Origin of the sequence: Nostoc sp. UHCC 0252 (assembly GCF_034931145.1) — a bacterium.
Classification (GTDB): Bacteria; Cyanobacteriota; Cyanobacteriia; order Cyanobacteriales; family Nostocaceae; genus Nostoc.
Genome location: NZ_JAYGHE010000007.1, coordinates 151,297 through 176,182, shown reverse-complemented (window position 1 = coordinate 176,182; position 24,886 = coordinate 151,297). Strand labels below are relative to the sequence as shown.

The window sequence follows — 24,886 nt, the reverse complement described above, 5'->3', positions numbered from 1 at the left end:
CGGATTTCTCTTAACATTCAACACTTTTGAATTGCCGTGCGTGACGATCGCAATTGTGTTTGTTTCTTGCTGTAATACTTCATCAATTACAGCTATCCCACGCACCATAGCAATACGACTTGACTCACCACCATCTAGATATAAATCAAGATTGGTAAATGATTCAGCCAATCGCTCACGCCAATCATTAAGCGGCGTTGCACACAGCACACGCTCAATAAGTCGGTTATCAATCTCAATTGAGAGGTTTAGACGTTCAGCGAGTGGAACAATTGATTGATATGCTCTAATAAATGGACTGGAGATAACCCGCTCTATCCCCAAACCGAATAACAAATCAGCAAGAGCGATCGCTTGGAGATTGCCTTCTGATGTAAGAGGCGCGTTAGGTTCCTGTCCAACTGCTTGGCAATGTCGCACAATGTACAGTGTTTTCAGCATCAAGTTTCGTTTTTAGAAATAAAAAACTCAAAGTGAGGCAGCAGATAAGCTAGTTTCCTTCTGCTACCTCTACTTTTTCCTAACTACTCAACGCCTTTAAAAAACGTTGCAAACTCTTAAATACATTGGGCTTTTTCGCAGGTGCAGTATCATTATCCGTTGTTGTTTGCGGTTGTCCCTTCATAAGAATCAGATCCAACTCATCACCCGATGGTTTTGTGGGTAATTCTGCAATTCTTTGATATTCGCCACCAGTTTCTAGCCAAACTTCCCACTGTCCTGGGTAGGAACGATATAGGGCACTTTGATCGTCTATGGGGCGTAGGTAATAACAGGATTCAATGGTATTGATAAAACGATCGCGGATTTTTCTAGCTGTATAACCAATGCCCACAGTTCCAGCATCTTCTAGACGGGGATTTAAAAAGACTACAGGGCGATCGCCTATTACTTCGCACAACTTTTCTACCTGCGGTACTTCTACGGAAGTGGGGGCAATAAATAAGAAAATCTCATCCTCTGGCTGAATTTTGGTTTCCAAGGAAGCAGCCCTTCCCGTACCAATATCTAAAATTTGAAATGGTGCGTCAGCCCAATTGCGGCGGGCTAGGGCAGCAGCACCAGCGTCAGCAAAGAAAATCTTCAAACGGGAATCATAATCCGTAAACACAGGCAAAAACTGTTCCGCCACAGGCATAAACTTGAGTTCTGGGAACAGGAACTCAACCTGCAAGCGAGTACAACCATCTGCAAGGGCAGCTTGGACAGCTACACGAGATTGGGCGATCGCATCTTCAAGACTGTTAGGAAGTTCACTCATAGTTTATGATGTCGCTTTAGCATTATTCCTATTGTTTCAGTATTGGCTCTGATTGAGTAGCCAGATGATAACGATCAATTAAACATGGGTGTCAGAATCAATATGACAAAAAAAGCTATTTCCAGATGAGAAAAACGCTAGTTAGTATGACTCAGTACTGATTATCGTCAAAAAGCTTGTATATTAGCACAGTAAACAACGGATCATATCCTTACAGAGGAAGAAAATATGCTGGAATTATTGGGTTCAGGTTTGGTGTCACTTTGGCTGGAAATGGCCGGGGTACAAATCAAGCCTCTAGATGCCTTAGATGCTTTGACTTGGCAAGGTAGCCCTGGTTTGGTTCTTGCCCCTGATCCCAATCCGACTGGGGCAACCACGGTACAGGAATATCTGAAAAAGCTGATCACATCGAAAGTGGTGGGGCAAAATCTGGCTGAGAGTCAGGGCATTTGGATGCAGTCAGGGCCGATGCTGATGGCAAATCACCAAGGTACGACACCTTTGCCTGCTGCCTCTTTAACCAAAATTGCTACTTCATTAGTTGCTTTGAAAACTCTGGGCCCAAATTACCAATATGATACTTTGGTAAGTGCTACCGGGCCAGTGGTAAATGGAGTTGTGCAGGGCGATTTGGTAATTACAGGTGGTGGCGATCCTTTGTTTGTTTGGGAAGAAGCGATCGCTCTTGGTAATACTCTCAATCAAATGGGAATAAAGCAGGTAAAGGGAAATTTAATCATTAATGGCAATTTTGCCATGAATTTCCAACGGCAACCGATGCTGGCGGGTACGATGCTCAAGCAAACACTAAATCGGGCAAGTTGGGGCCGCCCTGCGATTTACACACACTCAATCATGCCCAAGGGAACGCCCAAGCCTCAAGTTGTGATTGCGGGTACGGTGATAGTTGAGGCGCAACCAAACCCTCGACAAACTTTATTAATGCGTCATCGCTCGTTACCCTTGAAGCAACTAATCAAGGAAATGAATGTTTACAGTAACAACGATATGGCAGAAATGCTGGCAGAGTCAGTAGGAGGAGCAACTGTAGTCCAATCCACTGCTGCTAACCTTGCGAGAGTCCCACAAGTGGAAATTCAGTTAATTAATGGTTCTGGACTAGGAACGGAAAATCGCATTTCCCCCAGGGCTGCTTGTGCGATGTTGATGGCTATTCAAGGAGAGGCATCCGCCCATCAGCTAAATCTGGCTGACTTGTTTCCAATGTCTGGGTTTGATCACCGAGGAACGCTACACTCCCGACACATTCCCCTCTCTACTGTAATCAAAACTGGCACTCTTAGGGATGTAAGCGCTTTAGCTGGAGTCATGCCCACACGCGATCGCGGTTTGGTTTGGTTTGCTATTATCAATCGTGGGGCAAATGTTTGGAGTCTGCGGACTGAACAAGACCAACTCTTACAAAGTGTTGTCAAACAATTACAATTGCCTCTAACCGTTCCTACTGCTCTGACTCCCCACTCAGCCATCAACTCTTTACCGCAGCTAGGTGCAACCAGTCGGAATGAAATTTTATTCAAAAGTTAGTTCATCATTCAATCGGTTTTTGAGCCAAAAGTGAGCGTGGGTGTCCCCTATCTCTTTTTTCGAGATGGGTAAAAACCGAACTTGTAAAGGGTAAATGTCCATAATAGCTTTTGGGTTAAATTTTCCATTAACTTGATTACAGGTAGCTCGTAAAATGCGCTAACCACGGTAGTGGAAAGAGCAGGCGAAACCTAAAGTAAAAATAACTGTAAATAGATTTGTCACATCAAGAGGACAGGGAGCAGAGAAGCAGGGGGCAGGGGAGAAAACCCCATACATAATAAATGTATTGGCTTTGAAACCCTTACTTCGACTACGCTCAGTACAAGTCATTGCAAGAAACATTTCAGAATCTTTCTCCCCCCTGCTCCCCGCTCCCTGCTCCCCTGCCTCTTCGGTCACGACTAAGCAACAACTAGGCTTATAAATTAGGTTGTGATTATGCGATTTCTCAAATTACCCAGGTCTTTACGTCAACTCAGTACTTATGTTTTAGCGATCGCACTAGGAGTACTGTTAACCGTTAGTACATTGCAGGTATTACCGTCCCAAGCCGAACCCGCACCCTTAGTAACTGCTGGTGATAATTCACAACTGATTGCTCAACGGCAATCACCAACTACGGCTGCGATCGGTAGCACTAGCTTTGTGACAGCAGCAGTGAATCGTGTTGGGGCAGCAGTTGTCAGAATTGATACTGAGCGCACAATTACTCGTCGCGTTGATCCATTTATGGAAGACCCCTTTTTCCGTCGGTTTTTTGGTGAAGGTTTACCTCAACAGATCCCTTCTGAGCAGTTACGCGGTGTAGGCTCAGGTTTCATTCTTGACAAGAGCGGATTAGTTCTAACTAATGCTCATGTGGTTGATAAAGCTGATAAAGTAACAGTCCGGCTCAAAGATGGCCGCACCTTTGAAGGCAAAGTTCAAGGTATTGATGAAGTCACAGATTTAGCAGTAGTCAAGATTAACGCAGGTAACGATTTACCAGTCGCACCCTTGGGTTCTTCTAGTAACGTACAAGTAGGAGATTGGGCGATCGCAGTTGGTAATCCTTTAGGATTTGATAACACCGTTACCTTGGGGATTGTCAGTACTCTCAAACGTTCCAGCGCCCAAGTTGGCATTAGCGACAAACGCTTAGACTTTATCCAAACCGATGCCGCTATTAACCCAGGTAACTCTGGGGGGCCACTATTAAATGGCCAAGGTGAAGTAATTGGCATTAACACAGCCATTCGTCCCGACGCGATGGGTATTGGGTTTGCCATTCCTATTGATAAAGCGAAAGCGATCGCAACGCAACTACAACGTGATGGCAAAGTTGCTCACCCCTACTTAGGTGTGCAAATGCTAACTTTGACACCCGAACTAGCCAGGCAAAATAACACCGATCCCAACTCTCCGATTCAGATACCAGAAATTAATGGTGTTTTTGTAATGCGAGTTGTCCCCAATTCTCCCGCCGCATCTGCGGGTGTCCGGCGCGGGGATATAATTCTGCAAGTTGATGGTAAAGCTATTACCAGTGCTGAACAATTGCAGAACATTGTGGAAGATAGTCGTCTTGGTCAAGTATTACAGGTGAAAGTGCAGCGAGGTAATCAGACACAGCAGTTTTCAGTCCGCACAGCCGAGTTGCAAAATGCTTCCTAAAGTGCAATATAGCCGATTTTAATTGTATGGAATAGTAGGGGCACAGCAATGCTGTGCCCAAAGCGCGTGTAGTCTATAAAGGTTTTTAACCCACAAAAATCTATAAAGTCTCGTGTAGCCAAGACTTCCAGTTGCTAAAGGCGAGTAACAATTTAGACTTTTCAAACATCCTCTTTGAATAGAAACTGCGATCGCACCTTCGTGTAGCGCAATTATATATTGATATGACGAATCGCTAAAAATAATAGAGGAATAACAATACTAAAATAATGGTTCTACTTACTCCAAAGCAAAAAAAATTGATTCCTCTGTATCAAGAAAAATGGCGAAAAATTCTTCTTAGCACCGAGCCGATTGACCAAAACAAAGTAGCAAAGACCATTAAAAAAATTTATGAATTTATTGGTCAATCAGAGCCAAGTATTCTTTTTTTTGATAGTCCTTATGCTCTAGTTAAATATATAACGTTGAGAGAAATAAACGAAAAATATTACCAAACCAATCGCATTGCTATACATAATTTTTCTAAATTAGATGGGTCAAGTTTCGGAGAGCGGATCACAGTATGGTCAAAGAGATTGGAACAAATTCTCAATGTACCTTTTGAATTGCAAATAGACCTAAAATTGTATAATCAAGTACAAGAAATATTAAAAATAGTATCTGAAGAGATAACAACTAAGTTAATTGAAGAAATTAGGTATTGTGATTTTTATGATGATTTTGCCACGGATAAATTAGGAATTAATTCTCTCTACTACTATTTTGGTTGGTATGATTTTTGCGTTTCTGAAATTAATATAGAAAATTATTTTATAGTTAAACTTTGTCTAGAAATACATCAGCAGTGTGACAGGCTTTTTGCTTATCCAGACTCTTGTTTAGTTTATAACCGTCCTTGTCAAATCTCATTTGATGAACAAGGACATTTACACGCTCAAGGAAAAGCAGCTATTCAATACAATGACGGTTTTTGCGTCTCTGCTTTTCATGGTGTCAGAATACCAGAAGAGTAATGTAATAGGTTTTTTACAGAAGAGTAGAGCATATACTCTGAAAAAAAAGCCTGCCTGATCTCAGAAAAACAGGTAAAACGGCTCTTTTATAAAGACTGCCAATCACTTGTAGTAAAGGTTTAGGGCTACCAGTGCTGTGAAACTTCCTTCCCCAGTCAGGGCTATGACCCTAAACATAACTTAGGCGATCGCTACAACGACTTTAAATCCCTACCAAGAGCTAATACTAGACCTTCATGGGCTAATACTGCTTCAGGGAAAGCAGATTTAACATCTCCTTGAACCTGGTCAAGAAAATCATCATGGTCATCTGGGTGATGATGAGAAATAGCTAGCCGTTGCACACCGGCATTCAAAGCTGCATTCACCGCAACTTGCCAGAGTAAATCAGCAGAATCATGGTTGTGAGAGGTAGGGGGAGTGTAAGTGGCATTGGCAATCAGCAAATCAACACCTTTAATAAACTCTAAAATCCGCTCTCGCTCAACTTGTTCGGCATTCTGGTGCAAATCCGTGACGTAGGCAACACTATAATCTTGCCAAGTAACTCGGTAGCCAACTGAGCGCTGAGTTTGATTGATTAATGCCATTGTAATGGTGACATCATCTAGTTTTACATCACTGTCTGGAGTCAGATTGTAAAACTGCAATTCCGCCTGCATTACCTGTAAAGGGTAAGGAAAGTGGGGCTGGAGCATCTGATCGTACAGACATTGTTTGATTGAGGCACTATTTGAGGCAGCTGTGCCGTAAATATGGAAGGAATTTTCCAGAATAAATGCGGGAGCAAAAAAGGGAAACCCTTGAATTCGGTTTGATTGGCAGTTGGTAAAAAATAAATGGGCCTGGATTGGCTGTTGTAGTTCTTGCCAAGTTTTACCTAGTATGCGTAAGCCGGTACCGCCATCAAAAATCAAGCGTTTCCCGCCTACAGCCATTTCTACACAAGCGGTATTGCCACCATAGCGGTGGGTGCTGGTGTCTGGGGTGGCAATCAAACCCCGTACACCCCAAAATTTCACAAGAAATTCACCTGCTGGGTTACTTGGCAGGGTAGTAGACTTTTCAGGTATGTAGCTCTGGGAATCCGACAACTCTAAATTTGACATTTTCCTTGAAATTAGACCTTCACGAGCAGGTCATCGTAGCGCCGAACTTCTAACAACCTGTTTTTTTCGTCCACCATGACTACTGTAGGAGAGTAATTTTTTAACTCTTCTGGCGTGAACTGCCCGTAAGTCATTATAATCAAGCGATCGCCAATAATGCCTAGACGTGCCGCGCCCCCATTTAGCTCAATTACTCCTGAATGGGCTGGAGCTGGGATCGCATAAGTAATAAAGCGCTGACCGTTGGCACTATTAACTACTTGCACTTGCTCATAAGGTAAGATACCAGCTTTTTCTAAAAGCATTTCATCGATGCTGATACTACCCACGTAGTTGATATTTGCCCCCGTCAGGGTGCAATTATGAATTTTTGCCAAAAGGAGAGTACGCTGCATTTTGGTTTAGGATTGGTGGCAGTTTTTGCGATCCGTAACAGGAGAGACGCGATTAATCGCGTCTACAGGAGTGAGGAATAAAAATTCATAACTCTTAACTCCTAACTCCTAACTCCTAACTTTTTTATTATCCTCTATAAGCTTTGACGGATTTTTCAACTATTGCTGCAACCTTGTCTACATCTTGCCAACCGAGAATTTCAGTCACCTTTTTTTCCAAATTTTTATAACTACGGAAAAATTCGGCAATTTCTTCTAAGCGGTGTGGGGCTACGTCATTCAGGGATTTAACCTGAGTGTAACGTGGATCTTTGTCAGGAACACAAAGGATTTTTTCATCGCGATCGCCACCGTCAATCATCTCCAAGAAGCCAATCGGACGTGCAGCAATAATACAGCCTGGGAAGGTTGGCTCGTCAATTATGACCATACCATCTAGGGGATCGCCATCATCAGCCAAAGTATTAGGTACAAAGCCGTAGTCATAAGGATATTTTACCGAAGAATAAAGTACTCGGTCTAGAGCAAAAGCTTCTAGTTCCTTGTCGTATTCGTATTTATTTTTACTTCCGCCAGTAATTTCAACCAGAACGTTGATTAGACCGGGTTTCGGTTGGGCAGGAATACGAGATAAATCCACAAAAAAGTCCTCTGATAACAATGAATCATGGGGGCACTCAGTCAGCTTCGCTCCCCGTGTAGAATTTTAGGACAATATGGATCTCTGATGGGGAATTGGGAATTGGGAATGGGGAAGAGAATTGTTCAATAATTCTTCGTCTTCCTTGTCCTCCTTGTCTCACCACTCCTCTGAAAAATGGAAAAAGCGTTGCGAAGTAACTTCGCAACGCTTTTTCCAAGAGGATATTATTTTCTCCCGCCCTTGATTGCTATAGGAGGGATTTATGCCCCTACTCTGTCAAGACAACTGACACCTAAAGCCACACAAGACAAACTCAGGTTATTCCTGATTAACTACATCCATATCAGCTTTCTCCTTTTTTGTAGCTTTCCTGCTACTGGGAAGCTTTATCAGTCTTGACTTACTTTGAGGTTTTGGATCAGGGGCTGCTGGTTATTCTGAACATCAGTTGAAGAATAATGAGCGATAACAAATACGGGTAGGATGAGAGTCAACAGAGCGATCGCAGTTCCCACAATGTCTGCCAAGCGTTGGGAATATGTGTCGGTATTGGCAGACTGGCTATTTGAATTCATACAAAATTGAAGTTTTTCGTAACACTGTGTAGGTCTACTCTCTAATTGAGAGTACTAATACTATTTTAGCTATGTTTAAAATGTAAAATGTGTAGCATTCTACAACTTAAAACCAGTTATACAACTGTCATAACAGCCTTTTTATACATGGACTTCTTAATACAAAGTTACAAGTAAACAAATGATGTTTGATTTTGTAATTAATATTTTCAGATGTTTCCCTGTATGGTGTAACGGTTCGCATACGCAAAGCCGAATTAGACAGCATCATAAATTACATTTTTTCGCTGTTTAAAGATTAATTAGCAAAACATATTTGTCTGATACTTCATGATTATAACATTCTAAAACACCTTTGATAAGGTCATTTTGCTGGAATTGCTAATTTGTGATACAGGACACAAAACAGCAATTGCACTTAACATCTATCAGTAGTTTTGATTGCTATGCGTTAGTTATACATAGGAATATTTGACACCAGAGAGTAAATAGTAGTTATTATTTTTATAACCAATGATAACTACCGAATAAATACAGATACATCAACTGTATTGTGCAGCATGAATTCAGTAATACTACTAAACAAATATTTAAAGATTTTAATTCAGCAATCTGTGTAATATCACAGCCTTTTTGTCAATCTATATATAGGTAGAGTAAATAATCTTTTAGAAGATGGCGTAGAGGATTATCGTTAAACTTTGCTCATATTTGAACAAAATACCCAATTCCAGTTTCCAAATGCTAAATACGTATAACTTTTGGAATACATCAAAATCTTAGACAAGAAATTCTATAACAAATTAATCCGTTAAAAAAACCGCCACTAATATAATAGGGCGGTCTGGTTAAGCAATCGGAGGGTAATTACAGATTAATCTGCTAATAAATGAAATTGCTGTAACGAAGTTTGCATTAAATTGGGGAGTAGGGAGTAGGGAGTAGGTATGGGTTTATTCTTGGGAGCATCTCCCTATTACAAAGGGCGTGGAAATAAACATACCATTTCAAATGGCGCAAAAGCTTGGAATATAATTCTTTTGACTTTTGCATTCTGTTCTGCGGTACTACTGCCTTCCGTAAACACTAATTGGTTCTTTGATAAATCGGGTGTAAAGGTGCTTAAAGGTAGATTTAATTACGCGAGGCATACCAAAATCGATGGGCATCAACTTGTCTGGTAGCCGCCAATCTTCTATTTTTAATAAGTCAGGATTTAAATGCGGAAACTCTATGTCAGCTAGTTCTGGACAAACTCCTAGCCTTTGAGAAGCTGCAACCGTGGGCACTTGTTCAGGAGGAACATTAAGAATTTCTACCATTGCCCGATCTAAGGCAAATATATCTGATGCGGCTGCTAAAATTCCCAGTTGGCGAGGTTCACCATTACTAGGGCCATTTCCTTCATGACCGATGATGCCATCTAATATGGTTAAGTTAGGGTTAATTGCTCTAGCAGTTTCTACTAACATTTCACCAAATCTGTTCGCATCTTTTCCAGCTTCCATGTGCCACCAAGCTTTCATTTTACCGGGGACGCAACCAAACAAGTTTTTTACGCCCAGTGTTAATGTCAGCTGGGCATGGGATTTCACTTTGGGTAGGTTAATCACTACGTCTGCTTCCATTGCTTCTTTAGATAGTCGCAGATGATTAAAATTATCACTGACGGTTTGGTAACGCTGACCTTGAAAATCGATGATGGGAAGATTGAGTTCTTCTAAAATAGGCAGATAGCCATTTGCTACTGCTACGCCCTTGGCACTGCCAAAAGCAGGACTATCACCCAAAAATGGCTTACCGCCAACTTCAATTACCATCTGGGCAACTTGGTAAACTAGTTCGGCACGGGTGATACACTCTTTACCAGGACGTGAGCCTGTAAGTAGATTGGGTTTGAGTAAAACGCGATCGCCTTTTTTTACAAATGCTGCTATTCCACCAAAAGGTTCCAGCAGTGTGACTAGAGATTCTTGTAAAGCATCTCGTTCGTAAGATGTGGCCCGAATAAGACTAACTGATGATTTTTGAGTCTGCATAGATTAGGAATGGGAAATGGGGAATGGGGAATGGGGAATAGGGAATAATCAATGCCCAATTCGCAATTTCCAATTGGCAATTAGCAATTAGCAATTCTCAATTCCCAATTCCCCATAATCTATTATTCTGTTTTGAGCGGTAAGATACCACTCATTTGTTCTAGATTTAACACTGTGGCTAAGTCTGTTTCACTCATTAATCCCCGTTCTAGGACAATCTGGCGCAGGGATTTACCAGTTTCTAAAGATTCTTTCGCTACAGCAGCAGCGTTTAAGTAACCGATGTGGGTATTTAGTGCGGTTACTAAAGCTAAACTGCCTTCGGCATAAGCTAAACAACGTTCTTGATTTGCAGTAATTCCTTCGATACAGCGTTCGGTGAGTGCGGCGATGGTATTGCCGAGAATTTCGATGCTGTGAATTAGGTTATAAGCAATCAGTGGCATCATCACATTTAATTCTAATTGTCCGGCTTGTGCAGCTAATGCGATCGCACTATCGTAACCCATCACCTGAAAACACACCATTGATGTCATCTCTGCCATCACTGGGTTATATTTCCCTGGCATAATCGAGGAACCGGGTTGCACTGGAGGCAGTTGGATTTCTTTCAAGCCTGTTTTTGGCCCCGAATCCATCAGCCGCAAGTCGTGAGAGATTTTGACTAAATCCTGCGCTAAGTTGCGTAAAGCGCCGGAAACGTTTACAAATGGGGCCATACTCTGCATAGCTGCCATGAGATGCGGCGCAGGTTCTAAAGGAGTATCAATCAATTCTGAAAGAACTTCTACTACACGGGCGCGATACAAAGGATGAGTATTTAACCCCGTTCCGGCTGCACTACCTCCCAAACCCAACACCATCAAATCTCCAGAGGCGGTGTAAATCCGGTTTTGGTGTTCTGTAAGAATGTGCGCCCAAGCGCGAAAATTTTCACCCAAACGCACTGGTACTGCATCTTGTAAGTGGGTTCTGCCAGATTTGACGATATCTTGAAATTCTACAGCTTTGTTTTCTAAAGATGCGATCGCACTATCTATTGCTGGGTGTAATGTCTTGGATAATGCCAATAATCCACCAATCCGAATTGCAGTAGGAATCACATCATTGGTAGACTGTCCATAATTAACGTGATCGTTAGGACTAACACGTTTATAATTGCCCTTCTCTTCACCCAGAATTTCTAAGGCGCGATTTGCCAAAACTTCGTTGATATTCATGTGGTGAGATGTTCCAGCACCCGCCTGATAAACATCCACGACAAATTGATCTCGGAACTTCCCAGCCAGGATTTCATCAGTTGCTTGGACAATCGCCTGACTAATATCTTGGGGAATGCAATTTAGTTCTCCATTTACAATAGCTGTAGCTTTTTTAATTATTAATCCAGCATCTACGTAAGTAGCTAAAGGCTTGATGCCGCTAATAGGAAAATTTTCGATAGCTCGTAGCGTTTGGATACCGTAATAAACGCTACCAGCAATTTGGCGATCGCCCATCGAATCGCGTTCGATGCGGAATTGAGAGTCTGTGTGTTCAGTCATAGTATTGTTTTAAGAGAGCTACAGAAAACAGATTTTCCCACGCAGCTACACACAGATACACTAATCTGCATAGATTTTGCATATTTGTTTGACTGCTTGTTGCTTTACAGTTGTTAATTTTGAAGTTGGATTTTTGAATTCCCTATGACCATACCCAACTGGATTACCTTCTCTCGCCTATTGGGGATACCATTTCTGCTTTACGGTTTATATAATCCCACACCTGAAGCTCAGTGGATATGTTTGGCGATTTTTCTCGTTGCTGCATTGACTGATTGGTTAGACGGCTATTTGGCGCGGAAACTCAACCAAATTAGCGAATTGGGCAAATTTCTCGATCCCTTAGTGGATAAACTTCTGGTACTTGCGCCGTTGCTGGTTTTTATTGAATTAGGAAAAGTCCCAGCTTGGGGAGTGTTTTTGATTTTAGCGCGAGAATTAGCGATCGCTGGTTGGCGGGTAAATCAAACGACCATTACCGGGGCGAATATTTGGGGTAAACTCAAAACTGTTAGTCAAATAGTTGCGATCGCACTTTTGATTGCGCCTTTGGGTGAGGTGTGGCGAACTCCCTCTCTGCTTGCCTTTTGGGTTTCTGTCGCCCTGACTTTAATCTCTGGGGGTATTTACCTGATACCGCAAAATCCAGCTAAAGAAAATTCACAGTTAGATACAAAGTGAACCTAAAATAAAACCACTGTGGCGATCGCTTTCAAAAATGATTCAATAAAATTTTATCGGAGTTCTGAGGTATAGTCTTTATTCTTAACCCCTTGTACGCGATTCATCGCGTCTCCCCTCACCCCTAACTTTTTTCATGCCATCCAAAATCTTACCACCGCCCCTAAAACCTGGAGACTTACTGCGAGTAATTGCCCCTAGTGGTGCTTTGCGAGAATTTGAGGCATTTGAACGGGGTGTAGAAATTTGGCGATCGCGTGGTTATCGAGTAGAAATCAGTCCTCAGATAGATGACAAGTGGGGTTATCTAGCTGGAACAGACGAAACCCGCCGTCAACAATTAGCAGCAGCATGGCAAGATCCTGATTGTCGTGGTATTCTCTGTTCCAGAGGCGGTTTTGGCAGCACCCGCATTTTAGAAGATTGGAATTGGCGACAAAATTCAGCCCTTCCCAAGTGGCTTATAGGCTTTTCTGATATCACAGCTTTATTGTGGAGCCTTTATATAGCAGGAATTTCTGGCGTTCATGCTCCTGTGCTGACGACTTTAGCAGATGAGCCAGATTGGTCACTTGAGCGATTATTCGATTCAGTAGAAGGTCGTCCTCTTGAACCTCTCAAGGGTTGCGGGTGGGGTGGCGGCGTAGTAAGTGGTACTTTATTACCAGGTAATCTCACTGTTGCTACTAACCTTTTAGCCACACCAATCCTGCCACATTTGGATGGTGTAATACTGGCGTTAGAAGATGTCACAGAAGCACCCTATCGCATCGATAGGATGCTGACACAATGGCGATTGAGTGGTGCTTTATCTCAAGTCTGCGGTATTGCTTTAGGCGGTTTTACTCGTTGTGAAGCGCCGCCAACTATATCTAGCTTTAGTGTAGAAGAAGTATTGCGCGATCGCTTGGGAGATTTGGGTATTCCGATTGTTTCTGACTTACCTTTTGGTCATGATAGCCCGAATGCAGCATTACCAGTAGGTGTAGAAGTAACTTTAGATGGGGATGCGGGAATATTAGCGATCGGGCATCCCCATTAAGTTAAAATCAGATCCGCTTCTGATTAAACACTTATAATCCACTCACAGAATAATGTTGTAAATGCTCTGGTAAATTCCAATTAATTTTGGGATCTGGCTGATGTTTTATTGGTTCAATATTCCCACGCCAAGCAGCGCCCATAATTTGCATAGTTTGGTAAACGATTGTATTCCAACCTTTTTCTTTTAAGTAGTCTAAACCTTGCGCTACATCAGGGGAAGTCAAATCATGAAACAAAATTAAAGCATCGTCCTCTGCCAATGGTTCACAAACAATCGTATCATTGAGTGGCGCTGGTGATTCATGATCGCCATCAATGAAAATTAATGACCACTTGTGTTGTAATTCTTTAGCTAACTCTTCTACCTTTTGTGGGCTATAACCAGCTACTAAATTCACTGAGTCGAGAACATTAGCCAGTCGCAGGGAATTACTGATACTTTCATAAACATCTTCTCTGGCTAAAAAAGGATCAATTACATCTAATTCCACACCGCCTAATGCCAGATGACAAGCAGACCAACCCCGCAAACAACCAATTTCTAAAGCTTTTTTTCCGGCAAATTTGAGGGCTGTATTATATAAAATATGCACTTCATCTCGATTGAGGAACCCTATAAACGGTTCATCTTTATCCACATACCATTTATGGGGAATATCTCGACGTAAATAAGACCAATAACAGTTATTGATGTCTCCAATAATCATATTGGGGAAAGATGAATCAGGATGAACTATCTCAAATCCAGGTGAAATATAGTCCCAACTAGACAAAGAGATACTTGGAACAACTTCATTAGTTTTTGCCATTATTTATTATTCTCCAAAAATTAATTATCTACTACTTTTGTTAGCGTTACCAATTAAATTACGTAATTTAGGATTAACAGTAACATACTATGGTTCAATAGTTAATACTGAGATCAACTCAAATATCCAAGTAAAGGTAATCGCCTCTAGTGTGGCGCTGCGGCAATTAGAGGCATTTAGAACATCGATTCAGGAATCCAAAACCTAACTCTTTGGCCCCGTTACCTACCAGAGAAGACTGAGCAACACTTGTGTCAGGCTTGAGAAATAGAATCTTCCACGAACACAAAATTGGTATTCTTAGCTTGTCTGAGAATAAATGCGGTGTCATTATAAATAAAATCAAAAATAGCTTATAATACCCAAGTCATCCTCCTGATTAAAAATTTTTGAGTCATTAATTATATGCCAAAACAATATGTACCTAATGCCTTTTTAAAAATCGAAGATTCAAAGTTATATGCAATTTTTGCTTGGAGTCAGCGAACAGCAGAAATTATTCCATCCAAATCATGGTTGACAATACTGGAAATATTTATCCACGAACATTCATTAGAGACAGCTTACCAAATATTTAAAAAAATTAAATCAGAACCTATAGCAGAGAAAGTAATTCAGGAGATAAAAAAATATGAGCAACTTCTTCAAAACGCCCTAGTTTTTTTAGCAGATGGTAGCCTGACAATTTTTGGTAAAGGCTTTCGGAGTTTTATCGAAAAGGAAATGCAATATGAACTTGGTTCATTAAGTAGAGAAACTTACCAAGTTTTGCCACAGTTATTTTCCCAATATAAATTAGAAGATGACTTAGAATCTATTGAGAATATAGAAGACTTTCGTAAATTAGTAGAACGCCTAGAAAATCTTGGTTTATTATCCCCTGCTACAGGTTCAATAGATTGGGGTGATTTGAAAAAACCAGTTCCCATTTGCCAAGCATTTGGATTAACAAGGGGAACACCCGTCGATAGATACTACCTCAGCAAATTTCTTAAAGAAATTCAAACCCAAATTGGTGGCAATATCCTAGAAATAGGAGGAACACCAAAAGATAAAGATTTTTATCAAATTAATCAAGGCGCATCATATCAGATTCTTAACTTAGAAGCAGGCCCAGGAGTAGATATAGTTGGGGATGCTCACGATGTATCCGTTATTAAACCAGAATCTTTTGATTCAGTAATCATTTTTAACGTCTTAGAACACTGTTATGCTCCCTGGGTAGTGGTGGAAAACATTCACACTTGGCTAAAACCCGGTGGCAAATGTTTTGCAATGGTACCAAGTGCGATTAGAGTTCATGCTACTCCTGTTGATTATTGGCGGCCTTTACCTGATGCTTTTGCCTGGATGTATAAAAATTTCTCCCAACAGAAGTTGTATGTTTATGGCAATCCAACCACTGTAATAGCTAGTTATCACGGAATAGCCGTAGAAGAATTGACATCTGAAGAATTAGACGCTTATCATCCAGATTATCCTGTTGCAACTTGTATTTTGGCTGAAAAGTAAATCTAAATGTGTGAGGAGAAATTCTTTATGAAAATTGCTCTTGTCGCTTGGGGGTATATCCCTGAACCTCCCCTCTCGCATTCTGTTCTAACTGTAATCAATGAATCCAAAATCTTTTTAGATAAAATTGGGCATCAAGTCGATATCATAAACGAGAAAGATGTTAACAAAGTCATAGAATATATTAATAATAATAATTATGATTTTGTGCATTTACACGCCTACAGCTTTGTAAGCGAATTTAATCGAAAGCTTAAACAAAAATATTGTTTTACCTGCCATGATGGTTATTTGTTTAAAACAAATAAATGGAATGAAGAGTTTAGAGAAGCATTTCAACATTATTTTGCTGCACCTGGGATAATTGCTCTTTCTCACATAACAAAAGATTTTTTAGTAAAAGCAGGCTATTCTGGATATATATCAGTGCAAGTGAACGGTATTGATACTCAAAAAGTAAATTTTCAAGCTCAAGGTAAGAATAAAGCTATTTGTTTAGGTTGGATTCAACCAAGAAAACAGCAGAAATTATTAGCAAAAATCATAGATGAAAAGATTGCAATAGATTTTGTTGGCCCTCTAGATGATCCTGATTTTGTTGAAGGAACAACAACAAAACATTTAGGTGTATGGAGTTTAGAAGAAGTTTATTCTCGGCTCACCGATTATAGCTGTTTAGTTTTAATTAGTGAAGGAGAAGTTGCACCACTCGTAGTATTAGAAGCAATGGCAGCAGGTTTATGTATTGTTGTTTCTGAATCTGCTAGCGCCAATTTACATCACAAAGAATTCATTAGAGTTTTGCCAGATAATATTTTAACCGATACTACACCAGAAGCTAAACAAATTGTTACCGAGACAATTAGCGAGATGATTGAGAAAAACCAATATTATCGCCAAGAAATTTTAGAATATGTCCAAGAAAACTTTGATTATAGCCGGATAATTTATAATTATAATGATATTATGCACGAGTTTACAAAATTACATAGTTAATAAATTTGCTATGTTCAAGGCAGCTTAATAATTAAAAATCCCTCTTTTGTTACTGGGATTTATGTATGAACAATTACAACGATCATTTAACAATGGAAACTGTAGTTTTTGATTTCAATCATGAAGTATCAATTATCCTCTGTACTTACAATCGAGCAAAATATCTAAATAATTGCATTGATAGTGTTATTGCTCAAAGTTTTAAAGATTGGGAACTGATTATAGTTGATGATGGCAGCCAAGATAATACTTTTGAAGTTGTCAATCCTTATATTCAACAATTTCAAAACATCCGGTATTTGAAACATCAAAATAGGAAGTTATGGTATGCTAAAAATGCTGGTATTCAAGCATCTTTTGGTAAATACATAACATTCCTTGATAGTGATGATGCGTACAAAGTAAATCATCTGGATGCGCGAATTGCATATATGAAAGCTAATCCAGAAATTGATTTGATTGAAGGTGGATTTGCAACAGAAGAAGAGATTTTTGTTGCAGATTATTTTCAACCGGGTAAAACAATTAATCTCAGGGAATGTGTTTTAGGCCCAACCTTTTTTGGCAAGAGACAGGTATTTTTTGAGGTGAAAGGATTTAATAATATTGCTTATGGAGAGGATACAGATTTTTGGTATCGGGCAGCAGAAATCTTCAGAACTGAAAAAATAAGTGAACCTCAAACTTATATTTATACAAGAGCAGAAACTAGTATTACCAAAAGTGTTTTAGAGAATATTTCTTAATTTTATTAACTACTTGGTATGAAGAATATTTTTTTTCCATCCCGAATAAGCCATTATTCACGCCGGGTTATTGCTTCTGTTTGGCAGAAATTACTTCTAGGAATTGTCCTAATAATATTTTTATCTGGTTGCCAGGGAATAGCACAGAAGGACGATGGAGTAATTCATTTAACTTTATGGCAAGCAATCAATCCCCCGACAAATCGGGATGTGTTTGAAAAACTGGTAGACAAATTTAATCAGACTCATCGTGATATCCAGGTAGAATCTGTCTTCTTGGCTCAACCCCAATTGCCAAAAATATTAACAGCAGTTGTGGGTAATGTGCCTCCAGATATTCTGGCATTCTACCCGCAAATTACAGGTCAGTTGGCAGATTTAAGAGCAATTATACCTTTAGAAGATTGGCTAGAAAAATTGCCACTAAAGGCAGAAATTAGACCTAATTTACTTGAAGAATTGGAATTAGACGGTCATCTTTGGTCAGCCCCATTATATACAAGCAATATAGGCATTTTTTATAGACCTAAGCTTTTTGAAGCTGCGGGAATTACGCAAATGCCTAAGACTTGGGAAGAATTAAGGGAAGTTGCCAAAAAATTAACCATAGACCGCAATGGCGACAAGCGACCAGAACAGTACGGAATTGTACTGCCTTTGGGGAAGGGAGAATGGACTGTTTTTAGTTGGTTTCCTTTTTTATTGAGCGCTGGAGGAGAAGTATTAACAAATAACCGACCAGATTTAACAAATGCTGGAGCGCTGAAAGCTTTACAATTTTGGCAAGAACTATTAAAAGATGGTTCTGCAATGCTTTCTTCTCCAGAACGGGGTTATGAAGAGGATGCTTTTATAGCGGGTCGCGTTGCTATGCAAATTACGGGGCCTTGGAGTTATATCACTAAATCTAAAGTTGATTACGATGCATTTCCCATACCTGCAAATGTTGATAAAGCTACGGTGACAGGTGGCGGAAATCTCTATGTGATGAAGACAACGCCAGCCAGACAAGAAGCCGCACTCAAGTTTTTAGAATATGTTTTGAGTGAAGAATTCCAAAAAGAATGGAGTATTGGAACCGGTTTTTTACCAATTAATCTTAAAGCTGCTGAAAGTGAAGCTTATCAACAATTCATGAACCAAAAACCTTGGTTAAAAGTATTTATGGAACAAGTTCCCTTGGCTGGCGCTCGACCGATTATTCCTGGATATAGCCGTCTTTCTGATAGTCTTGGTAGAGCTATTGAAGCTACATTAATGGGTGAGTCTCCCGAAAAAGCTCTTAAAACAGCGCAAGAGCGTTTAGAAACTATTTGGGATAGCAATTAAATGGGGCTGTGGGATGAATTGGGGCAAAGGGAGGAATTTAGAAGTTGCTAAATCATGCCGCAAATATGCAACGCCATAATTAACTATTAGCATTAGTAAGAATTCCTACAAGTACTCGTACTAATTCTTCCAAACCTTCTGGAACACGATAAAGTTTAATATCTTGCATAATCCGTTTATCTTGCCGATAAAATATCCCAAATCGCCAATCTTCTCCATTTGTGACAGCACCATACAAAGTTGGGGTTTGGGAATCTATCCATTGGTCGAGTGCTATCAATTCAATTGCAAGTTGAGTAAATCCCCTGCTTAAATCTGATTGTTTGGCTTCAACTACTAACAATGAATTTGAGGAAGAAATATAGTAATCAAAACTCCCTTTGAGTTGTTCGCTAACATTAATGGGGTACTCAATGTTCAGTTGAGTTTGTGTTTGGTCGCAAATTTCCAATAAAATAGGAGCAATTAAAATTTCACGTTTTGCAGCTTCACTGATAGGATTGACGCGCATGAGATTGCGCCGCAAGTAACGCTGCAAAAACTCTAAATAATCAATTACACCTGAATATTGTGGTAGTTGTAGCGATGCGCGTTCGTAACTACATCCCAGTTCCGCTAAAATGTCTCCTGGGGCATAAGGTAATTCAAAATACTTACTAAATGTATAACTTTGACCGGGTTGCAGAATGCGCGGACGAGTCATAAATATTAAAATTAGGGAATATATCGACAAAATTTAGGGAGAAATTCCAGTTTTACGATGTACATTTCTTTTCAATGTACACAAACCAATTGCTGGTATAGCTCCCAGAATCGCTGCTGTAATTCCTTGTCCACTCCAATATAATATGGGAGTCCGGTAGGTTTCTGGAATTAAATTTTGCAGAATAAAAAGCAACCAAACCAAAATAGTGATCAAGAAGAAAGAGATTGAGGGTAAGAAATTCCACCACCAAATATCTGCTGTATATCGCCTCAATACTAGCCACTGACAAATACCTAGCCAAATACCAGAAATTATATATGCGATCGCAGATAAAAATCCGAAAATAAAAGTTTCTTCAGGCGATGATAAGGCAATGGTTGAAATGTAGTTAATCCAGGCTGTAGAAACGCCGTTAGCAATCAGCCAACCAACGCTAGTCGCAAATAGCCATTGCAAACCCGGTAAATATCGGTAAAGGACAAGGCTCTGGTCAGCAGCAAAAATCACAGCAAATACAACATTACTGAGACTTCTCACCAAAATGCTTAATGTTTGTGGTTGGATAACAACGCTAGATGAAAAACTTTGGAGAATAATTTTCTCTAAGGCGATACTGGCAACCCCACCCACAACCCATCCGATGAGGGTCATTAAGGTAAACTGAATAAAGAACATCTGTCGCTGCGATCGCGGAATCAAAAACTTTCCTGTATTAGGCTCATTATTAGCAGATGCAACACCATCGGGACTGTTAGAGTCAGTTTGCATAGAAGTTAGGGGAGTAAAGAGTGGAGACAACACAAAAGAGTAACGAAATTCTTTTATATTCCACTTTCTTTGTTAATTCTTGTTTTATCCCATTCCCGACCCGATTTCCCTTTGCTGTAAAGGGACTAGGGCTTTTGCTGACAACTTGCTAATAAAGCGTAATCCCGGAATGATAAGCTAAACAGTGGCATAAAAAAGTGACTCTTTAGGATGAAGTAATAAATGGGTGTTTCTTCAACGACTCCTCATCTCTTACGGGCTGCTCGTGGTGAAGTAGTAGATCGTCCCCCTGTATGGATGATGCGACAAGCGGGACGATATATGAAAGCATATCGAGACTTAAGAGAAAAGTATCCTTCGTTTCGCGATCGCTCGGAAATTCCAGATGTAGCAATTGAAGTTTCCTTGCAACCGTGGAAAGCTTTCCAACCAGATGGAGTAATTTTATTTTCTGATATTGTCACCCCATTACCTGGTTTGGGCATTGACATGGATATCGCCGAAGGTAAAGGGCCAATCATTCACTCGCCACTCCGCACTCAAGAGCAAATCGAGAATTTGCATCCCTTAGAACCAGAAGCAGCTCTACCATTTATCAAGACAATTTTACAATCGTTGCGCTCGGAAGTCGGCGATAAATCAACGGTGTTAGGCTTTGTGGGTGCGCCGTGGACATTAGCAGCTTACGCGGTGGAAGGAAAAGGTTCTAAAACCTATTCCATCATTAAAAACATGGCATTTTCAGATCCGACGATATTGCATCAACTGTTATCTAAGTTAGCAGATGCGATCGCCATCTATGCCCGCTACCAAATTGACTCTGGCGCTCAAGTTGTGCAAATGTTCGATTCTTGGGCGGGTCAATTGAGTCCTCAAGATTATGACACCTTTGCTCTACCTTATCAAAAGCGAGTTTTCCAGCAAGTTAAGCAAACCCACCCCGATACACCATTAATTCTGCTAGTTAGCGGTAGTGCTGGTGTGTTGGAAAGAATGGGACAATCTGGCGCTGATATTGTCAGTGTAGATTGGGCGGTAGATATGGCAGATGCACGAGCCAGATTAGGTAAACAAGTCAAAGTTCAAGGAAATCTCGATCCTGGCGTGTTATTCGGCTCTAAACAGTTTATCCGCGATCGCATTCATGATACCGTTCGCAAAGCTGGCAATTGGGGTCATATTCTCAATCTTGGTCATGGTGTTTTACCAGAAACTCCCGAAGAAAATGTCGCTTTCTTCTTTGAAACTGCAAAGGAATTGAATCTTGCAGGAGTTAAGAATTAGGAGTTATGAGTTAGGAGTTATGAGTTATCAGTTGTGAGGTGCAGAGTTATTTTTAACTCCTCAGTTCTAACTTATAACTTTGTTTTTAACTCCTGATTCGGAACTTTTAACTTCAGTTTTAACTCTTCAGTTTTAACTCCTTACTTTTAAAAAAATTTCTATGAGCCAGAAACGGATTTTAGTGACTGGTGCAAGTGGTTGTGTAGGTCATTATTTAACAGAAGCCTTAATTAAGGAAACAGATCACGAACTGTATCTGCTAGTCAGGAACCCAAATAAACTACAAGTTGATATTAAGGCGCGTTCGGGTATCAACATTTTGCAAGGCGATATGCAAAATGTTCGCCAATTTGCCGATTTGCTATCCACAATTGATACGGCGGTACTCACAGCCACAGCTTGGGGTGGTGAGAATACATTTGATATTAATGTCGTCAAAACTATAGAGTTACTGGAATTGCTAGATCCAGAACGTTGCCAGCAGGTGATTTATTTTTCGACAGCTAGCGTTTTGGATCGCTACAATCAACCATTAAAAGAAGCCGGGGAAATTGGGACAGACTACATCCGTTCTAAATATGACTGCTTAGAGAAAAAAGAAAAATTAGCGATCGCACCCAAAATTACCACAGTTTTTCCCACTGTAGTATTGGGTGGTGATGCGAATAAACCCTATTCTGCTGTCACATCTGGGATTACAGAAGTGACGAAATATATTAATGTGATTCGCTTTTTGGAAGCAGATGGCAGTTTTCACTTTATTCACGCACAAGATATTGCCACTGTAGTGCGATATTTAATTGATCATCCTGCCAAAAACGATCAACCACGTCGGCTGGTTTTAGGTCAAGCACCATTAACTGCTAATCAAGCAGTGAAACAAGTTTGTGCTTATTTGGGCAAAAAGATTTACTTTCGCATTCCTATATCTATAGCATTAGCTAATTTGATTATTGTTCTGTTTCGCATTCGGATGGCTGCTTGGGATAGATTTTGCATGAACTATCGGCATTTTACTTATGAAAAATTCATCAATCCTGATAGTTTCGGCTTGCCAAATTATTGTGCAACCATGAGCGATGTTTTAAAACTTAGTGGCGTTAAACGTGCTGATTCATAAAATATCTATTATTTGCTAATGATGGTGGTCATTTCTTGCAAAGGTAAACCTACACAAGCTGCCAGTTCTTCTGTCTAAGCCCCAGTAAGGTTCGGATAAGGTTTTTTGATGACACTCCCTAGATCACAAAGACGCGATAAATCGCCGTTTTTACAATAATCAGTTCTTTGTAGAGACGGCGATTTATCGCGTCTCTTGCCTTAACCGAAGCGTATTAGCCTAAGTCCTACTGATATGAATTTAGTTTGCTGCCCAGTGGTAGTTAGAGAAACCAAAAATCTTTTGATTTCTGTTTCAACATGCTTTTCTTTTTGCCGATTAACTGCAAGAATTCAAGTCGCTAGTCACCCATTAAAGGGAAAAATATCAGTGCTAAGATAAAACAACTTTAATAAAAAGTCAATAGCTCTTTATTTTCGTTAGAGTGGGATAACAATCAAAGTGTGAGGATTGATACTACATGCGAATCTTGTTAGTGTATCCAATATTTCCCAAAACCTTTTGGTCTTATGAAAAAATCTTGGAGTTAGTCGATCGCAAAGTTTTATTACCACCTCTGGGTTTAGTCACAGTAGCGGCGATTCTGCCCCAAGAATGGGAATTCAAGCTAGTCGATCGCAACATCCGCCAAGCAACGGAAGAAGAGTGGGCATGGGCAGACATAGTAATTCTCTCTGCGATGATTGTCCAGAAACAAGATTTACTTGACCAAATCCAGGAAGCTAAAAAACGTGGCAAGTTAGTCGCAGTAGGCGGCCCCTACCCCACCTCTGTACCTCACGAAGTTGAAAACGTTGGCGCAGATTTTCTGATTCTGGATGAAGGGGAAATCACTTTGCCCATGTTTATTGAGGCAGTTCAACGGGGAGACACATCTGGCACTTTTCGCGCCACAGAAAAACCTGATGTCACAAGTACACCAATACCCCGCTTTGATTTATTAGAATTGGATGCCTATGACATGATGTCGGTGCAGTTTTCGCGTGGGTGTCCCTTCCAGTGCGAATTTTGCGACATTATTGTTCTCTACGGGCGCAAACCACGCACCAAAACCCCAGCACAATTGTTAGCAGAGTTAGATTGCCTCTATGAACTGGGTTGGCGGCGGGGTGTGTTCATGGTGGATGACAACTTTATTGGCAACAAACGAAATGTAAAATTGTTGCTGAAAGAGTTAAAAGTCTGGATGGCAGAACATAAGTATCCCTTCCGATTTGACACTGAAGCTTCAATTGACTTGGCGCAAGACGCAGAAATGTTGGAGTTAATGGTTGAGTCTGGTTTCTCGGCGGTGTTTTTGGGAATTGAAACGCCGGATGAGGATAGTTTGCAAATGACCAAGAAGTTTCAAAATACTCGCAGTTCTCTAACTGAGGCAGTGGAAACTATCATCAAAGCCGGATTGCGCCCAATGGCTGGGTTTATTATCGGTTTTGATGGCGAAAAAGCAGGCGCAGGCGATCGCATTGTCCGTTTTGCGGAACAAGCAGCTATTCCCTCAACTACCTTTGCCATGTTGCAAGCGCTACCTAACACCGCACTTTGGCATCGCCTGAAAAAAGAAGGACGACTGCGGGAAAATCAAGATGGAAACATCAACCAGACAACGTTGATGAACTTCCTCCCTACCCGTCCCCTAGAAGAACTTGCTAGAGAATATGTTGAAGCGTTTTGTACTTTATACGACCCAGTAAATTACTTGGATCGTACCTATCGCTGTTTCTTAATGATGGGTTTGCCGAGTTGGAAAGCGCCAGCAAAAATGCCAGAGTGGATAGTTATCAAAGCCTTGTTGATTGTGATTTGGCGACAAGGAATCAAACGGGAAACCCGTTGGAAGTTCTGGCATCATTTGTTTAGCATTCTCAAGCATAATCCTGGAGTTATTGAGCATTACATCGCTGCTTGCGCCCACAATGAGCATTTTCTAGAATATCGCCAAATTGTGCGCGATCAAATTGAAAGTCAGCTAGCTGAATATCTAGCACAAGGGGCTGAACAGCCTTATGTGTTAGTGAAGGAAAAAGCTGAAGAAAAAGCTGAAGCGGTAGTCAGTTAGGTCTTTTGACAAGTAATCGATCGCATTTTCACTCGTACACTTA

The 24,886-nt window shown here is 40.5% G+C and carries 23 protein-coding genes; 12 read left to right on the top strand and 11 right to left on the bottom strand.

Annotated elements, in window-relative coordinates; genetic code table 11:
- Both VB732_RS07245 and VB732_RS07240 read right to left on the bottom strand, forming a co-directional pair.
- Nucleotides 1–441, bottom strand: a 441-nt coding sequence (locus VB732_RS07245; protein ID WP_323230150.1) for a histidine phosphatase family protein, incomplete at its 3' end; no start/stop codon positions are given.
- 79 nt (nt 442–520) lie between these two features.
- A complete protein-coding gene (locus VB732_RS07240; protein ID WP_323230149.1) occupies nt 521–1,261 on the bottom strand; it encodes a DUF1995 family protein in 741 nt (246 codons plus the stop codon).
- A 228-nt stretch (nt 1,262–1,489) separates the two neighbouring features.
- Between VB732_RS07240 and VB732_RS07235 the strand changes: the two genes are divergently transcribed.
- The 3 genes from VB732_RS07235 to VB732_RS07225 all read left to right on the top strand — a co-directional run bounded on the left by VB732_RS07235 (nt 1,490) and on the right by VB732_RS07225 (nt 5,484).
- Complete coding sequence (locus VB732_RS07235; protein WP_323230148.1) at nt 1,490–2,812, top strand: D-alanyl-D-alanine carboxypeptidase; 1,323 nt, start codon at nt 1,490–1,492, stop codon at nt 2,810–2,812.
- 441 nt (nt 2,813–3,253) lie between these two features.
- The gene (locus tag VB732_RS07230) at nt 3,254–4,468 is read left to right on the top strand and encodes an HhoA/HhoB/HtrA family serine endopeptidase (protein WP_323230147.1); all 1,215 of its coding nucleotides are present in this window, start codon (nt 3,254–3,256) and stop codon (nt 4,466–4,468) included.
- Between the two features lie 269 nt (nt 4,469–4,737).
- Nucleotides 4,738–5,484: a DUF6745 domain-containing protein gene (locus tag VB732_RS07225; RefSeq protein ID WP_323230146.1), complete on the top strand. Its 747-nt coding sequence runs from the start codon at nt 4,738–4,740 to the stop codon at nt 5,482–5,484.
- A gap of 191 nt (nt 5,485–5,675) precedes the next feature.
- Here the strand turns inward: VB732_RS07225 and VB732_RS07220 are convergent, their stop codons facing one another.
- The 6 genes from VB732_RS07220 to VB732_RS07195 all read right to left on the bottom strand — a co-directional run bounded on the left by VB732_RS07220 (nt 5,676) and on the right by VB732_RS07195 (nt 11,789).
- Nucleotides 5,676–6,593, bottom strand: coding sequence for an MBL fold metallo-hydrolase (locus VB732_RS07220; RefSeq protein WP_323230145.1), 918 nt, complete (start codon nt 6,591–6,593; stop codon nt 5,676–5,678).
- A gap of 11 nt (nt 6,594–6,604) precedes the next feature.
- Entirely contained in the window at nt 6,605–6,988 is a 384-nt protein-coding gene (panD, locus tag VB732_RS07215; RefSeq protein ID WP_323230144.1) for an aspartate 1-decarboxylase, read from the bottom strand.
- Nucleotides 6,989–7,115: 127 nt separating this feature from the next.
- A complete protein-coding gene (locus VB732_RS07210; protein WP_323230143.1) occupies nt 7,116–7,628 on the bottom strand; it encodes an inorganic diphosphatase in 513 nt (170 codons plus the stop codon).
- A 392-nt stretch (nt 7,629–8,020) separates the two neighbouring features.
- On the bottom strand, nt 8,021–8,206 hold the full coding sequence (locus tag VB732_RS07205) for a hypothetical protein (RefSeq protein WP_323230142.1): 186 nt from the start codon (nt 8,204–8,206) through the stop codon (nt 8,021–8,023).
- A gap of 1,067 nt (nt 8,207–9,273) precedes the next feature.
- Nucleotides 9,274–10,245: a DUF362 domain-containing protein gene (locus VB732_RS07200; RefSeq protein ID WP_323230141.1), complete on the bottom strand. Its 972-nt coding sequence runs from the start codon at nt 10,243–10,245 to the stop codon at nt 9,274–9,276.
- A 122-nt stretch (nt 10,246–10,367) separates the two neighbouring features.
- A complete protein-coding gene (locus VB732_RS07195) occupies nt 10,368–11,789 on the bottom strand; it encodes an aspartate ammonia-lyase (RefSeq protein WP_323230140.1) in 1,422 nt (473 codons plus the stop codon).
- Nucleotides 11,790–11,933: 144 nt separating this feature from the next.
- Between VB732_RS07195 and pgsA the strand changes: the two genes are divergently transcribed.
- Entirely contained in the window at nt 11,934–12,470 is a 537-nt protein-coding gene (gene pgsA / locus VB732_RS07190; protein ID WP_323230139.1) for a CDP-diacylglycerol--glycerol-3-phosphate 3-phosphatidyltransferase, read from the top strand.
- Nucleotides 12,471–12,606: 136 nt separating this feature from the next.
- Nucleotides 12,607–13,512 carry an LD-carboxypeptidase gene (locus VB732_RS07185; RefSeq protein ID WP_323230138.1) on the top strand — a complete coding sequence of 302 codons (906 nt, stop codon included), beginning with the start codon at nt 12,607–12,609 and terminating at the stop codon, nt 13,510–13,512.
- 31 nt (nt 13,513–13,543) lie between these two features.
- Here the strand turns inward: VB732_RS07185 and VB732_RS07180 are convergent, their stop codons facing one another.
- The gene (locus tag VB732_RS07180; RefSeq protein ID WP_323230137.1) at nt 13,544–14,323 is read right to left on the bottom strand and encodes a class I SAM-dependent methyltransferase; all 780 of its coding nucleotides are present in this window, start codon (nt 14,321–14,323) and stop codon (nt 13,544–13,546) included.
- Between the two features lie 405 nt (nt 14,324–14,728).
- On the opposite strand from VB732_RS07180, the gene VB732_RS07175 reads away from it, so the two are divergent.
- The 4 genes from VB732_RS07175 (at nt 14,729) to VB732_RS07160 (ending at nt 18,906) form a co-directional block, all read left to right on the top strand.
- Nucleotides 14,729–15,835 carry a class I SAM-dependent methyltransferase gene (locus tag VB732_RS07175; RefSeq protein ID WP_323230136.1) on the top strand — a complete coding sequence of 369 codons (1,107 nt, stop codon included), beginning with the start codon at nt 14,729–14,731 and terminating at the stop codon, nt 15,833–15,835.
- Between the two features lie 27 nt (nt 15,836–15,862).
- Complete coding sequence (locus VB732_RS07170) at nt 15,863–16,831, top strand: glycosyltransferase (protein WP_323230135.1); 969 nt, start codon at nt 15,863–15,865, stop codon at nt 16,829–16,831.
- Nucleotides 16,832–16,923: 92 nt separating this feature from the next.
- On the top strand, nt 16,924–17,577 hold the full coding sequence (locus VB732_RS07165) for a glycosyltransferase family A protein (protein WP_323230134.1): 654 nt from the start codon (nt 16,924–16,926) through the stop codon (nt 17,575–17,577).
- Nucleotides 17,578–17,595: 18 nt separating this feature from the next.
- Nucleotides 17,596–18,906: an ABC transporter substrate-binding protein gene (locus tag VB732_RS07160; RefSeq protein WP_323230133.1), complete on the top strand. Its 1,311-nt coding sequence runs from the start codon at nt 17,596–17,598 to the stop codon at nt 18,904–18,906.
- 79 nt (nt 18,907–18,985) lie between these two features.
- Here VB732_RS07160 and VB732_RS07155 read toward each other — a convergent pair whose 3' ends face one another.
- Together VB732_RS07155 and VB732_RS07150 are read right to left on the bottom strand one after the other, a co-directional pair.
- The gene (locus VB732_RS07155) at nt 18,986–19,609 is read right to left on the bottom strand and encodes a hypothetical protein (protein WP_323230132.1); all 624 of its coding nucleotides are present in this window, start codon (nt 19,607–19,609) and stop codon (nt 18,986–18,988) included.
- Between the two features lie 33 nt (nt 19,610–19,642).
- Entirely contained in the window at nt 19,643–20,380 is a 738-nt protein-coding gene (locus VB732_RS07150; RefSeq protein ID WP_323230131.1) for a hypothetical protein, read from the bottom strand.
- A gap of 222 nt (nt 20,381–20,602) precedes the next feature.
- Between VB732_RS07150 and hemE the strand changes: the two genes are divergently transcribed.
- From hemE to VB732_RS07135, 3 genes are all read left to right on the top strand, one after another.
- The gene (gene hemE / locus VB732_RS07145; RefSeq protein WP_323230130.1) at nt 20,603–21,664 is read left to right on the top strand and encodes a uroporphyrinogen decarboxylase; all 1,062 of its coding nucleotides are present in this window, start codon (nt 20,603–20,605) and stop codon (nt 21,662–21,664) included.
- Nucleotides 21,665–21,824: 160 nt separating this feature from the next.
- Nucleotides 21,825–22,784 carry an NAD(P)-dependent oxidoreductase gene (locus VB732_RS07140; RefSeq protein WP_323230129.1) on the top strand — a complete coding sequence of 320 codons (960 nt, stop codon included), beginning with the start codon at nt 21,825–21,827 and terminating at the stop codon, nt 22,782–22,784.
- A 460-nt stretch (nt 22,785–23,244) separates the two neighbouring features.
- Nucleotides 23,245–24,843, top strand: coding sequence for a B12-binding domain-containing radical SAM protein (locus VB732_RS07135; protein ID WP_323230128.1), 1,599 nt, complete (start codon nt 23,245–23,247; stop codon nt 24,841–24,843).
- Nucleotides 24,844–24,886: the final 43 nt, after the last annotated feature.